Source organism: Acidovorax sp. sif1233 (assembly GCF_019218755.1).
Taxonomy (GTDB): Bacteria; Pseudomonadota; Gammaproteobacteria; order Burkholderiales; family Burkholderiaceae_C; genus Acidovorax.
In genome coordinates, this window is record NZ_JAHUWZ010000004.1 from 130,616 (window position 1) to 144,290 (window position 13,675).

The 13,675-nt window shown below is 69.5% G+C and carries 13 protein-coding genes; 9 read left to right on the top strand and 4 right to left on the bottom strand.

Features of this window, described 5'->3' with window-relative positions:
• Positions 1–116: 116 nt before the first annotated feature.
• Complete coding sequence (locus KW843_RS15005; protein ID WP_218295956.1) at positions 117–737, bottom strand: ParA family protein; 621 nt, start codon at positions 735–737, stop codon at positions 117–119.
• Between the two features lie 119 nt (positions 738–856).
• A complete protein-coding gene (locus tag KW843_RS15010) occupies positions 857–1,495 on the bottom strand; it encodes a LysE family translocator (protein ID WP_218295957.1) in 639 nt (212 codons plus the stop codon).
• Positions 1,496–1,743: 248 nt separating this feature from the next.
• On the opposite strand from KW843_RS15010, the gene kefC reads away from it, so the two are divergent.
• The 8 genes from kefC to KW843_RS15050 all read left to right on the top strand — a co-directional run bounded on the left by kefC (position 1,744) and on the right by KW843_RS15050 (position 10,675).
• On the top strand, positions 1,744–3,651 hold the full coding sequence (gene kefC / locus KW843_RS15015) for a glutathione-regulated potassium-efflux system protein KefC (RefSeq protein ID WP_218295958.1): 1,908 nt from the start codon (positions 1,744–1,746) through the stop codon (positions 3,649–3,651).
• Between the two features lie 292 nt (positions 3,652–3,943).
• Positions 3,944–6,136 (top strand): TonB-dependent siderophore receptor, encoded by a 2,193-nt coding sequence (locus tag KW843_RS15020; protein ID WP_255594763.1) that lies wholly within the window; start codon positions 3,944–3,946, stop codon positions 6,134–6,136.
• 34 nt (positions 6,137–6,170) lie between these two features.
• Positions 6,171–7,328 carry a PepSY domain-containing protein gene (locus KW843_RS15025; RefSeq protein WP_218295959.1) on the top strand — a complete coding sequence of 386 codons (1,158 nt, stop codon included), beginning with the start codon at positions 6,171–6,173 and terminating at the stop codon, positions 7,326–7,328.
• A gap of 47 nt (positions 7,329–7,375) precedes the next feature.
• On the top strand, positions 7,376–8,230 hold the full coding sequence (locus KW843_RS15030; protein ID WP_218295960.1) for a hypothetical protein: 855 nt from the start codon (positions 7,376–7,378) through the stop codon (positions 8,228–8,230).
• Positions 8,227–8,598, top strand: coding sequence for a hypothetical protein (locus tag KW843_RS15035; protein ID WP_218295961.1), 372 nt, complete (start codon positions 8,227–8,229; stop codon positions 8,596–8,598). Before KW843_RS15030 ends, KW843_RS15035 begins: the two co-directional genes overlap by 4 nt.
• A gap of 172 nt (positions 8,599–8,770) precedes the next feature.
• The gene (locus tag KW843_RS15040; RefSeq protein ID WP_218295962.1) at positions 8,771–9,415 is read left to right on the top strand and encodes a trimeric intracellular cation channel family protein; all 645 of its coding nucleotides are present in this window, start codon (positions 8,771–8,773) and stop codon (positions 9,413–9,415) included.
• Positions 9,416–9,533: 118 nt separating this feature from the next.
• On the top strand, positions 9,534–10,223 hold the full coding sequence (locus KW843_RS15045) for a transglutaminase family protein (RefSeq protein WP_218295963.1): 690 nt from the start codon (positions 9,534–9,536) through the stop codon (positions 10,221–10,223).
• Positions 10,220–10,675, top strand: coding sequence for a PaaI family thioesterase (locus KW843_RS15050; protein WP_218295964.1), 456 nt, complete (start codon positions 10,220–10,222; stop codon positions 10,673–10,675). The genes KW843_RS15045 and KW843_RS15050 overlap by 4 nt, the downstream gene beginning before the upstream one ends.
• A 152-nt stretch (positions 10,676–10,827) precedes the next feature.
• Here KW843_RS15050 and KW843_RS15055 read toward each other — a convergent pair whose 3' ends face one another.
• Positions 10,828–11,739, bottom strand: a complete 912-nt coding sequence (locus KW843_RS15055; protein ID WP_218295965.1) for a LysR family transcriptional regulator — start codon at positions 11,737–11,739, stop codon at positions 10,828–10,830.
• Positions 11,740–11,866: 127 nt separating this feature from the next.
• On the opposite strand from KW843_RS15055, the gene KW843_RS15060 reads away from it, so the two are divergent.
• Complete coding sequence (locus KW843_RS15060) at positions 11,867–12,469, top strand: short chain dehydrogenase (RefSeq protein WP_218295966.1); 603 nt, start codon at positions 11,867–11,869, stop codon at positions 12,467–12,469.
• Positions 12,470–12,583: 114 nt separating this feature from the next.
• On the opposite strand, the gene KW843_RS15065 is transcribed toward KW843_RS15060, so the two are convergent.
• A complete protein-coding gene (locus tag KW843_RS15065) occupies positions 12,584–13,597 on the bottom strand; it encodes a tripartite tricarboxylate transporter substrate binding protein (RefSeq protein ID WP_218295967.1) in 1,014 nt (337 codons plus the stop codon).
• Positions 13,598–13,675: the final 78 nt, after the last annotated feature.

A 13,675-nucleotide genomic window follows, 5' to 3' on the forward strand; every position in this document is an offset into this window, starting at 1 on the left:
CTGGCACACAACGCCAGCAACTGGCACTCCCCAGGCCAGTGCCACCGTGGATCTGGCTTTGCCAGTCCAGGGGTGGCGTCCCTCTCGGGGGACGGCGCGCAGCGCCTCAGGGGGGTTCATGTGTCTAGCCACGTACAGATTCCTTGCCATTGCTCCAGGTCGCGCGCCACACGGCCCGGCGCCACGTCGAACAGCGTGAGGCCATGCGCCGCCAGGTGGATGTAGTTCTGCGTGTCGCGCAGGTAGCCCAGCACCGGAAACCCCAGGTTGTCCACGAAGTGGTGCAGCTGCTCGGCGGCCTTGGTGCGCGCGTCCACGCGCATGCCCACGATGCCCACGGGCACGCCCGCCGCGTGGCGGTGCTCGGCCAGCTGGTCCAGGAAGCTGCGCGTGGCGAAGATGTCGAACACGCTGGGCTGCAGCGGCACGATGATCTTGTCGGCCAGCTTGAGCACGTCGTTCAGGCGCCAGCCGTGCAGGCCGGCGGGCGTATCAAGCACCGCATGCGTGGTGCCCTTGGGCGGGCGGCTGATCACGTCCGAGCTGAGGCCGTCCCAGGCGCCGATGGGGCGCGCGGCCGGCGGGCGCAGGCCCAGCCAGAGCCTGGCGGACTCCTGCCGGTCGGTGTCGCCCAGGATCACGGGATGCCCCTGGCTCGCAAAGTAGCCCGCGATGTTGGTGGACAGCGTGGACTTGCCCACGCCGCCCTTCGGGTTGGCGACAACAACTACTGGCATGACAACCTCCTTGGAATCCGCGCATCCATGAAAATACAAGCCAAATCAGCCCCTGACGCTTGATGGACAAGCGCCAGCAGCTATCAAAATCAAAGCATCAGCAACACGCTGGGGCCACCTCAGGCGTGCTGGCCGCCACGCTTGACGAAGAACAGCCCCGCGCCCACCGCCATCAGCAGGCCGCCAAACACGCGGTTCTGCGCGCGCACCGCACGCGCGCTGCGCATCAGGCGGCGCAGGGCGCTGGCCCCGAAAGCGTAGCCGTGCATCACCACCACGTCCACCGTCACCGTGGTGGCGGCCATCACCAGGAGCTGCGTCCACAGCGGGCGCGTGTCGGTCATGAACTGGGGCAACACGGCCACCATGAAGATGATGCCCTTGGGGTTGGTGGCATTGGTCAGGAAACCCGTCAGGCAGCGTTTTTTCCAGGTGCCTGCAGACGCGGCCTCATCGCCTTGCACGGGCGATACATCGCCGGAACGCCACTGGTTGAAGCCCACATAGATCAGGTAGCACGCGCCCAGCACCTTGACGACGCTGAAGGCCACCTCGGACGCCAGCAGCAGCGACCCCACGCCCGCCCCGGCGATCAGCAGGATCAGCAGCAGGCCCAACTGCAGGCCGAAGATGGTGGCGCCCGTCTTGCGCACGCCGAACGACAGGCCATGGCTCATCGACAGCACGGCCCCCGAGCCCGGCGACACCGCGATCAGGCACGACGCCGCGAAAAAAGCCAGCCAAGTCTGCAAGTCCATGAAACACCGCGCCTGTAATCCGAGAAGGGCACGCATCTTAACAACGCGCCCGCGCCGCCGCCATGGCATGCACGAAGAGCGCCTCCAGCGCTTGTCCCACCACCGCCAGATGCTATTAAAATTGAAGCACCGCAACAACATGCCTCGCCAGCCTCTCCACATCGCCGCGACGGTGCCAGAATCCTGACACGCCCACGCCCGCATCCCCGCGACGCCCCTTCCCCACGCCATCGCCCGCATCCCCCTCTATGGAACACGCCCCCACCTGGCTCACCTACGGCTTCCTGTACCTCACCGCGGCGGTGCTGGCCGTGCCCATTGCCAAGGCGCTGGGCCTCGGGGCCATCATCGGCTACCTCGCGGCGGGCATCGCCATCGGGCCGTGGGGCCTGGGGCTGGTGAGCAATGTGCAGGACATCCTGCATTTCGCCGAATTCGGCGTGGTGCTGATGCTGTTCCTCGTGGGGCTGGAGCTGCAACCGAGCCGCCTGTGGGCGCTGCGCCGCCCCATCTTCGGCACCGGCACCGCGCAGGTGCTGGGCTGCGCGGCCGTGCTGTTCGCGCTGGGCGCCCTCGCCGGCCTGCCGTGGCGCGTGAGCCTGGTGGGCGCTTTAGGCCTGGCGCTGTCCTCCACGGCGATCGCGCTGCAGTCGCTGGCCGAGCGCAACCTCATGCGCACCCAGAGCGGGCAGGCGGGCTTTTCGATTTTGCTGTTCCAGGACGTGGCGGCCATCCCCATCCTGGCCCTGCTGCCGGTGCTGGGCGCCGCTGCGGGCGACGGCGCGGGCCACACGCCGGGCGAAATGGCGCTCGAGGTGCTCAAGATCGTGGGCGTGATCGCCGCCATCATCCTGGGCGGGCGCCTGCTGCTGCGCCCCGTGCTGCGCTGGATCGCCAAGAGCAACACGCCCGAGATCTTCACTGCCGCCGCGCTGCTGCTGGTGGTGGGCATCGCCTACCTGATGGTGATGGTGGGCCTGTCGATGGCGCTGGGCGCCTTCCTGGCCGGCGTGCTGCTGGCCGACAGCGAGTACCGGCGCGAGCTGGAGGCCGACATCGAGCCCTTCAAGGGCCTGCTGCTCGGCCTGTTCTTCATCGCCGTGGGCATGAGCATCGACTTCGGCGTGATCCTGCGCTCGCCGGGCCTCATGGCCGCCATCCTGGTCGGCTTCCTCGCGGCCAAGGCCATCGTGATCTACACGCTGGCCAAGCTGGTCAACATCCCGTACCAGGAGCGCCCGGTGTTCACGCTGCTGCTGGCCCAGGGCGGCGAATTCGCTTTCGTGGTGTTCCAGGCCGCCGCCGGTGCCAGCGTGTTCCCGGCCGAGACGGCCTCGCTGCTCATCGGCGCGGTGGCGCTGTCGATGCTGATCAGCCCGCTGCTGCTGGTGCTGCTGGACCGCGTGCTGCTGCGCCGCTACGCCCAGCTCAAGTCCGAGCCCCGGGCCGAGGAAATCTCCGAGCCCCAGGAGGCGCCCATCATCATCGCGGGCTTCGGCCGCTACGGGCAGATCGTCTCGCGCGTGCTGCTGGCCCAGGGCCTGCGCACCACCGTGCTGGACCACAGCGTGGAGATGCTGGAAGTGGCGCGCACCTTCGGCTACCGCGTGTTCTATGGCGACGCCACGCGGCTCGACCTGCTGCGCATCGCGGGCGCCGACCACGCCCGCATCCTGGTCATCGCCGTGGACGATGCCGAGCAGTCCCTCAAGATCGCCAAGCTTGCCCGCGAACACTTCCCCCAGCTGCAGGTGGTGGCCCGCGCGCGCGACGTCACGCACTGGAACAAGCTGCGCGACCTGGGTGTGACGCTGGTGCAGCGCGAACTGTTCGAGTCCAGCCTGCAAAGCGCGCACACGGTGCTGGAACTGATGGGCCTGGCGCCCGCCGAGGCCACGGCCATCACCCGGCGCTTTCGCACCCACAACATCGCCCTGGCCGACCGCATGTACCCGCACTACAAGGACCGCGCCAAGTTCATCGCGGTGGCGCGCGAGGGGCGCAACCAGTTCGCCGAGCAGATGGCCAAGGAGCGGCAGGAGAGCGCGGCGCTGGGGGCGGCGGGGGGCGCGTACCCCGGGTATGGCGAGCCCGGGAGCCCGCAGAGCGCCGACGGGGCGGCCAGCGCCCAGGACGTGGACAAAAGCAGGCCTTGACGCTGATCCATCAAGCGCCAAATGCTATCTATTCAATAGCAAATAACCGACGATTGCCGCGCGGGAGGGAGCACAGTCATGCGCGCCCGCAAGCGGTCGGTCTTTGCGGCGATGCGTGGCCGTCCGGCGGAACCGCGCAACGCGCACTGCGGCGCCGCTTGCATGGCCACCTCTCAAACGATAACTATTCGCATTAGAATACCCCCTCCTGCCAGCCAGCGTCCCGAAAAGCCACGCGAGCCAGCGCCTTCAGCGTTTGTCCGCCCTCGGCTTTCTCTCCATCGGGACTCCCATGTCTTTTCAGCCCTCGCGCGCGGCCCGTTTCTCGCCGCGCTCTTCGCTCGCCCCCTCTTCCTCCCCGTACCCCTGGGCCCGCAAGGCCGGGGTGTTTGCCCTGACCCCGCTGGCCCTGTGCCTCGCCCAGGCCGCCGTGGCACAGCAGGACGCCGATGCACCGGCGGCCGCCGCCCAGGTGGCCGCGCCGCAGCTCCAGGAAGTGCGCATCAATGCCAGCACCGAGAAGGACATGGGCTTTGCGCCCGTCGAGGCCCAGACCGCCGGCAAGGCGCCCATGCGCCGGCTGGAGACCCCGCAGTCCGTGAGCGTGGTCACGCGCGAGCAGATGGAGTCGCGCCAGATCACCAACGTGCAGCAGGCGCTGCAGACCGTGGCGGGCGTGAGCCCCGTCAACTTCGGGCGCCGGGGTTTTGACGACATCAACATCCGGGGCTTTCGCTCCACCGAATCCATCCTGGTCGACGGCCTGGTGCAAAGCCCCGGCATGTGGGCCAAGCTGCAGCCCTACGGCTACGAGCGCTTCGAGGTGCTCAAGGGCTCGGCCTCGGTGCTCTACGGCCAGGTGCAGCCCGGCGGCATCGTCAACGCGGTGAGCAAGCGGCCCAAGAAAGACGCGATCAACGAAGTGGGCGTGGAGGTGGGCAGCTTCGGCCAGCGCACGCTGCAGGCCGACGTGAACAAGCCGCTGTCCGAATCGGGCAAGACGGCGCTGCGCATCAATGCCCAGGTGTCCAACGCCGACGACCCCACGCAGTTCGTCTACCGCAAGGACCGGTGGTTCGCCCCGTCGCTGTCCATCGACCTGGGCGCGCAGACCGACCTGGTGCTGTTCGCCACCTACAGCCGCAGCGAGTGGATGCGCCAGCAGGGCATCACACCCTACGGCACGCTGCTGCCCAACCGCAACGGCACCCTGTCGCGCACGCTGTTCACGGGCGATCCTGCCTTTGGCGTGTACGACGTGGAGAGCACCACGCTGGGCTATGCGCTGGAGCACAAGGTGTCCGACGCGATGACGTTCCGCCAGAACGTGCGCTACGAGACCGAGAAGGGCACGGGCAACTTCGTCTCCAACCAGGCGCTGCAGGCCAACCAGCGGCTGCAGAACCGCCAGGCGTCGCGCCAGTACATGGACTATGACCTGCTGGCCACCGACACCTCGATGCTCACGCGCTTCGAGGCGCTGGGCGCCAAGCACCAGCTCGTCACGGGCCTGGACGTGCGCAGCGGCCACAGCCTGCTGGCCAGCCGCACCTGCCGCATCGGCGCGCTGGACTTGTTCGCGCCCGTCTACGGCATGCAGGCCACCTGCCCCACGGCGCTGACCAGCGACGCGCCCGCCAAGCTCACCGTGGCCGGTTTGTATGCGCAGGACCAGATCAAGTTCGGCCAGGACTGGACGGCCCTGGTGGGCCTGCGCCGCGACTGGTCCACCAACGACACGAACAACCGCGTGGCCAACACGCAGACACGCCAGAAGGACAGCGCCACCACGCTGTCCGCCGGCCTGGTGTATGAGTTCAAGCCCGGCTGGGCCGCGTACGGCAGCTACGGCGAGTCCTTCTTGCCGACCTCGGGGCTGGCCTTCAACGGCACGCCCTTCGTGCCCGAGACCGGCAAGCAGTGGGAAGCCGGTGTGAAATACGAGGCGCCGGGCGGCCAGATCACCGGAGCACTGGCGGTCTTCGACCTGGTGCGCGAGAACGTCACCACGGCCGACCCGGTGAACACCGGCTTCAGCGTGCAGACCGGCCAGCAGCGCGCGCGCGGCCTGGAGGTGGAGCTGGGCGCGGACATGAAGAACGGCTGGAAGCTGACCAGCGCCTACACCTACACGCAGACCAAGGTCACGCGCGACAACAACGCCGCCATCGTGGGCCTGCCGCTGAACCTCACGCCGCGCCACACGCTCACGGCCTGGGCCACCTACAAGCTGCCGCAGGTCCAGCGCGTGACGCTGGGCCTGGGCGGGCGGTATGTGAGCGAGCAGATCGGCTCGTATCCCTTCACGCTGCCGTCGTATGTGGTGGCCGATGCGTCCATCAGCTACGCGGGCGACAACTACCGCGTGACGGCGGGGGTGAAGAACGTATTCAACAAGGCGTACTACGACGGCGCGATCAACGCCAACGTGGTCTCGCCGGCGTTGCCGCGCAGCTTCAACCTGGGCGTGACGTACTTCTTCTGACGCAGCGCCATCGCCCCGCCACCGCGAGCCGACCATGACCAGCCAGCGCACCCTGAACCGCCTTTTCGTCCTGCACTCCTGGGCGGGCATCGTCACGGGGCTGCTGATGTTCATCGTGTGCTTCTCGGGCGCGGTGGTGGTGTTCAAGAACGAGATCGACCTGTGGGCCAACCCGTCGCTGGCGCAGCTGCCGCGCTCTGCAACACCGGCCTCGCTGGATGCGGTGCTGACGCAGCTGCACACCCGCTACCCCGGCGCCACGGTGGAGACCATCGCGCTGCCCGACGCGGTCAACCCGAGCTACTTCGCCTTCGTGCGCGAGCGCGGCGCGCCGGCCAGCACGCGCACCAAGGTGGCCCTGCGCTCGGACACGGGCACGGTGGTGGGCCCGGTGGACAGCCAGCTCGGCCAGTACCTGCGCATGCTGCACGTGTTCCTGTTCTTCGGGCCGCGCTGGATCGTGGGCTTTCTGGGCGCCGCGATGCTGGTGCTCATCGTCACGGGCATCGTCATCCACCGCAAGATCCTGGCCGAGCTGTTCACCCAGCGCTGGGGCCGCAGCTTTCGCGTGGTGATGTCCGACCTGCACAAGTCCGCGGGCATCTGGGGCCTGGGCTTTCACATCCTGATCGCCACCACGGGGGCCTGGATGGGCCTGGCGCCGCTGTTCGAGCAGGGCTACAAATACGTGACCACCAGCAGCACCGAAGTCGCAGCCACCGCCAAGCCCGCGCGCAAGGCCGCTGGCGATGCCGCCGAGCCCGTGCGCATGCAGTCGCTGGATGCCCTGTACGCCACCGCGCAGCAGGCCGTGCCGGGGCTGGAGGCGCGCTACGTGTCGATGCGCCGCTGGGGCACCGACACCGCCGAGGCCAGCTTCACCGGCAACCTGGGCGGCCACCTGGCCAGCACCGCGCGGGTGGACATCCACGCCGCCACCGGCGTGCCCAGGAAGGTGCACGACCCGCGCACGGCGGGATTCTGGTCGCTGGTCAATGGCCTCATGGAGCCGCTGCACTTTGGCGACTTCGGCGGGTTGGCGCTCAAGTGGCTGTATTTCTTGCTGGGCATGACGCCCGCGTTCCTGTCGATCTCGGGCACCTTGATCTGGCTCGATGCGCGCCAGCAGCGCCGGCGCGAGGCCGAGGCCGCGCAGGGCGCATCGGCCAGCGGGATCGCGGCGGCGGGTTGAACCCCGCCTCGTTTCCCCCTTCTTTTCTGGTTTCTCCCGCCCGCACCATGCAACGCTTCTTCCTGGCCCTGCACGCCACCACGCCCGCCGCGCTCACCATGGCGGTGTTCGTGCACCTGTGGGGGCCGGCGGGCCTGCCGTCGCTGGCGCAGCGCCCGGTGTGGGCGGTGTGGGTACTCGTCGGGGCGTGGCTGCTGATGTCGGTGGCCGCCGCCTGGGCCCTGCGCGCGCTCGCGCTGTGGCGGGTGGCGCTGTGCGGTGCGGGCGCGATGCTGGCCGTGGCCGGCACCGTGGGGCTGGTGCTGGGCAGCGCGCAGGCCCTGGGCATGGGCGCCAGCCTGGTGGCCGTGGGCCTGGCGTGTGCGGGCGTCGCCGCCTTCATCGGGCCGCAGCGGGTGCAGGCGCACCGGCGCAAACCCGCGCGCCACACCGCCGTGGCCACCTCGGGCACGGCGGCGCACCCCATCGCCCCCCGCCCGCGCTGGCATCCGCGCGGATGGCCCCGATGCGGTGTGCCTGCGCACCTGCCCTTCTGGCTGAGCGGCCTGCTGGCGCTGGAATCGTTCCGCCTGGCCCACATCGTGGCCACCGAACCCGCGCGGTCCTCGGGCATGCTGGGCCTGCTGCTCGCATTCTTCGTGGCCCTGCCCGCCGCCACGCTGCGCCACTGGGCGCCCCGCGCCACCGCGCTGCTGTGGGCGCTGGCCGCGCTGGCCTATGGCGGCCTGGCGGCCAAGGCCGGGCTCGCGCAGTGGGCGGTGGTGTCGGTGCTGTGCGCCCTGGCTGCGGGCGCGCCGCTGCTGCTGCGCGTGCGGCGGGCGCTGCGCTGGCGGCGGGCGGGCCATGGGGCACGCCACGCGCCCGCCCCGGCCCCAGACCACCGCCCTCCGGAGGCCGCATGAACGAACTCACCGGTGTGTGTGCCGCGCTGGCCTCGCTGACGGCGCTGACCGCCTGGGCGCGCGCGGTCCCCACCCGCGCCTGGGGCGACGGCGCGGCCGCCGCGCCGACATCGCTGCGCAGCTGGGCCGTGGCCCTGGGCACGCTGGCGCTGCAGGCCCTGGCGGCCACGGCGGCGGCCGGGCTGGCCGCGGGGCTGGCGCTGGTGGTGGCGGCATGGATGGTGCTGGGCTGGCTGCTGGTGCTGGCGATGAACCAGTGGCCCGCCGCAAGCCTGCGCTGGAGCCGCCGCCTGGGCGCGCTGGGCGCCACGGGCTGTGGGCTGGCGCTGGCCTGGCAACTGCTTCGGGCGTGGGGCGCGGCGCCCTGAAGCCCCGGCGCGCGGCACCCTGGGGCGCCGGTGCATTGTTTTTTCAGATAAAAACAGGCTCCATCGCTTTGTCAACAAGCGCCAATAGCTATACATTCAATAGCAAAAGGCGATACAGGCAGGCGCCACACGCCGCCGCCAGCGCCTGCAGCGCCACGGCACAATCGCGCCCATGGATCAGCTGCTCGACGCCCCCTGGGTGCACACCCTGCGCTTCTTCCTGGAAGTGGCCGCCACCATCGCGTTTGCCCTCTCGGGCGTGATCGCCGCCGCGCGCAAGCGGCTCGACGCCGTGGGCGTGTGTGTGGTGGCGTTCGTCGCGGCCTTCGGCGGGGGCACGCTGCGCGACCTGCTGCTGGACCAGCGGCCCTTCTTCTGGATACGCCACACCGGTTTTGTCTGGGGCATCCTGGCCCTGTGCGTGGGCGCGATGCTGTTCATGCGCCAGCGCCACTTTCGGCCCACCGAGCGCGCCATGCTGCTGCCCGACGCGATTGGCCTGGGCCTGTTCGCGGCGGTGGGCGTGGACATCGCCACCGCCATCGGCATGCCGCCGATCATTGCCGTGATGATGGGCGTGACCACGGGCGTGTTTGGCGGCGTGCTGCGCGATGTGCTGTGCAACGAGGTGCCCCAGGCCTTCAGCGACCACCGCCCCTATGCGCTGTGCGCCTTCGCGGGCGGCTGGGCCGACGTGGCGCTGCGCCAGGTGCAGGCGCCGGACTGGGCTCCGCTCGTGGCCTGCGTGCTGCTCACGGCCGGGCTGCGCGGGCTGGCGCTGTGGCGCAACTGGCAGTTGCCCGCCTGGCGGGTGTGACAAGAAACCAGGGGCCGCCATCCCGGCCGCCGATCCGGCACACTGTGCCGCGTGGCACCACCGTGACAGCCCTGCACCGGCGCGGCCTGCACACTGGGCCGCGAGGAGTATCGAGACCATGACCCCGGACCACCCCACCCCCGCCGCCCTGCGCGCCACCGCACTCATCGACAGCGACGCCCCCGCCATCCAGGCCTTCGCGGCCGCGCATGCGCGCGGCGCCACCGACCGCGGGCGCGCCGTCGCCCTGTACCTGGCCGTGCGCGACGGCTTTCGCTACGACCCGTACCGCATCGACCTGTCGCCGCACGGCATGGCGGCCAGCACCGTGCTGGCCCAGGGCCATGGCTGGTGCGTGCCCAAGGCCGCGCTGCTCACCGCCGCGTGCCGCGCGGCGGGCATTCCCGCGCGCATGGGTTTTGCCGATGTGCGCAACCACCTCAGCACCGAGCGCATGCGCGAGACCATGAAGACCGACCTCTTCATCTGGCACGGCTACACCGACATCTGGCTCGACGGCCAGTGGCGCAAGGCGACGCCCGCCTTCAACATCGAGCTGTGCGACCGCTTTGGCCTGCTGCCGCTGGAGTTCGATGGCGAGAACGATTCGATCTACCACCCGTTCGACAAGACCGGCCAGCGCCACATGGAATACGTGCTGCAGCGCGGCGCTTTCGACGACATGCCGCTGGCGCGGATCGTGGCCGACTTCCAGGCCGTGTACGGCGGCTGGCTCGGTGGCGGCACCACGAGCGCGCTGCACGGCGCGAGCTTTGCGAGCGACGTGGAGCAGGAGGCGGCGCGATGACGCAGGCCCCGCTGGCGGCACCGGGCACCGCGCCCCAGGTCCCTGATGGCTTCGCGGCCCTGCCCTCGGGCGGCCCGTTCATCGAGCACAACGGCCCGCTGTACCTGCGGCACGAAGGTGCGGTGGTGAAATTCGGCTTTCGCGTGGAGCACCGCCATGTGAACCCCATGAACAACCTGCACGGCGGCATGATGGCCAGCTTCTGCGACATGCTGCTGCCGTTGTCGGTGCACCGCAAGAGCACCGAGGTGGCCGGCCGTTTCCTGCCCACCATCAGCCTGCAGATCGACTACCTGGCCCCCGCGCCGCTGGGCGCCTGGGTGGAGGGCGAGGCCGAGCCGCTGCGCGTCACCCGCTCGCTGGTGTTCGCGCAGGGCCTGGTGACGGCCGATGGCGTGCCCTGCGCGCGGGTGAGCGGGGTGTTCAAGATAGGCCCCACGGGCCCTGCCTAGCCCGCCCGGCGGCCAGGGCCGCCGTGGTGGCCGCTGTCACGGCCTGCAGGTGCGCAGGCCCTCGGCCCCGGCGGCGCGCGGCGAACACGGGCGCCTCGCCATGGCCGCATCGCCAGACCACGCCGGGTAGCCGCCCATGGCATGGGGAAGGGCTACGCCCGCGGCGCGGCAGCATCGCCCGCGATGCCCATCACTCCCACCACATGCTCCACGAACCGCGCGAGCTTGGGCAGCTGCCGCCGGTCCGGCGCATAGACCAGATGCACGGCGCGGGCCGCGGGCAGGCAGTGCTGCATCACCGGCACCAGGGCGCCACTGGCCAGGTCGTCGGCCAGCAGCACCTCGGGCTGCATGATCAGGCCCAGGCCGCGCAGCGCGGCCTGGCGCAGGCCGTCGCCCTGGTTGCACACAAAACGCGCGTTCTCGGGCCAGAAGAACTCCGCGTCGCCATCGCGCAGCGTCCATTCCACACGGCGCTGCCATACCGAATGGCTCAGGCACTGGTGGCGGGCCAGGTCGTCCGCGCGCCCGGGCGTGCCATGGCGCTGCAGGTAGGCCGGCGCGGCCGCGATCACCATGCGGTAGGGGCGCAGCGGGCGCGCCACCAGGCCCTCATCCACCACCTGGCCGATGCGCACGGCCACGTCGAAGCCCTCGCCCGCGAGGTCCACCACGCTGTCGGTGAGCTGCAGGTCCACGCGCACCTGGTCATGGCGCTGCAGGAAGTCGGCCACCAGCGGCGCGATGACGTGGTTGCCCAGCGTGAACGGCGCGCTCACGCGCAGCAGGCCCTGCGGCACGGCGCGGCTGCGCTCCACGGCGGACTCAGCCCAGCGCACCTGCTCCAGCACGCGCTTGCTGTCTTCGTAGAACGCGGCGCCCACCTCGGTCAGGCTGTTCTGGCGCGTGCTGCGCTGGAACAGGCGTGCGCCCAGGTGGGTTTCGAGCTGCTGGATGTGCTTGCCCACCATCACGGCCGACACCTGCAGCTGGCGCGCGGCGGCGGCGAAGCTGCCGGCTTCGACCACGGCCACCATGACTTCCATGTTGCGCAGTTTGTCCATGGGCTGATTCCTAATCAATGGTTAGCACAAGAAGAACTTCAATGTACTTTATGCATTGATTGATTCGCAAAAGAATCGGTGCCTGTCTGTTCCTCCACCCGTTCTTTTTCAAGCAAAGGAAAACACCATGTCCAAGATTCTTCTCATCGGCGCGAGCGGCACCATCGGCCAGGCCGTGCTGGCCAACCTGGGCGCGCGCCACGAGGTGATCACCGTGGGCCGCAGCAGCGGCACGCACCGCGCAGACTTTTCCCAGCCGGGCTCGGTCGCCAGGCTGTTCGAGGCGGTGGGCCAGGTCGATGCCATCATCAGCACCGCCGGCAACCTGCACTTCGGCCCGCTGGCCGACATGACGCCCGAGCAGTTCAACCTGGGGCTGCAGGACAAGCTGCTGGGCCAGGTGCAATTGGCTTTGATCGGCCAGAAGTACCTGACCGATGGCGGCTCCATCACGCTGACCGCGGGCATCCTGTCCATCGAGCCCATCCGCAATGGCGCCAGCGCCACGGCGGTGAACGCGGCCATCGAAGGCTTCGTGGCCGCCGCCGCCATCGAGCTGCCGCGCGGCCTGCGCATCAACGCCGTGAGCCCCACCATCCTCACGGAATCGGTGGGCGTGTACGGGCCGTTCTTCCCCGGGTTCGACACGGTGTCTGCCGAGCGCGCCGCGCGCGGCTACCAGCGCAGCGTGGAAGGCGCGCAGACGGGGCGGGTGTACCGCGTGCAATGATCACGGCCACCTGCACCCTACCCGTCTGGGCATGAAAAGAAAATAGCTGCTGCCGCTTGTCCAGCAAGCGGCAGCAGCTATCAATTTAGTAGCATCAATGATCGAAGGCGCAGATCAGTCCAGACTCGCGCCGGATTCCTTGACGACCTTGCCCCACTTCACGGACTCGGCCTGGATGAAGGCGGCAAACTGCTCGGGCGTTTCGCTGTACGTCTCGGCGCCCTGCTCGTTGATCTTCTTCTTCACCTCGGCCTGGTTCAGCACCTTGGCCAGCGCGGTGTTGAGCCGGGCCAGCACCGGTGCGGGCGTGCCGGCGGGCGCGAACATGCCGAACCAGGACGTGGCCTCGTAGCCGGGCACGCCGGCTTCGGCGATGGTGGGCACATTGGGCAGCTCGGGCGAGCGCTTGGCCGTGGTCACGGCAAGCGGCACCAGCTTGCCGCTGCGCACATGCTGGATGGCCGAGGGCATGTTGTCGAACATGATGCCGATCTGGTTGCCCAGCAGGTCGGTGACGGCCGGTGCGCTGCCCTTGTAGGGCACGTGCACCATGTCCACCTTGGCCAGGCTCTTGAACAGCTCGCCCGACAGGTGGATGGAGCTGCCATTGCCCGAGGAACCGAAGTTCACCTTGCCCGGGTTGGCCTTGGCGTAGGCGATCAGCTCCTTCACGCTCTTGTAGGGCTGTGCGGGGTTGGCCACCAGCAGGTTGGGCACATTGGCCACGCGCGTGAGCGGCGCGAAGTCCTTGATGGGGTCGAACGGCATCTTCTTGTACAGGCTGGCATTGATGGCGTGCGTGCCCACGGTGCCCATGAAGAGCGTGTAGCCATCGGCCGGCGACTTGGCCGCCAGCGCGCCACCGATGTTGCCGCCCGCGCCGGCGCGGTTGTCCACGATGACCGACTGGCCGAGTTCCGTGGTCAGCGCCTGGCCGATGATGCGGGCCAGGATATCGGTGGTGCCGCCCGCGGCGAAGGGCACGACGATGGTGACGGGCTTGGTGGGATAGGCCTGGGCCATGGCTGCGCTGCTGCCCAGCAGGCCACCAGCGGCGATGGCGGCGATGCCCGCGCAGGCAGCGGCCGACAGCGCGAAGCGGCGGGTGGTGTGGATGGAACGGGTCATGGTTTGTCTCCTTCAGGAAGGTGGATGAAATGGGTGTCACGAGCGCGGCATCCGCCGCGCCATGGCCTCAACCGGGCG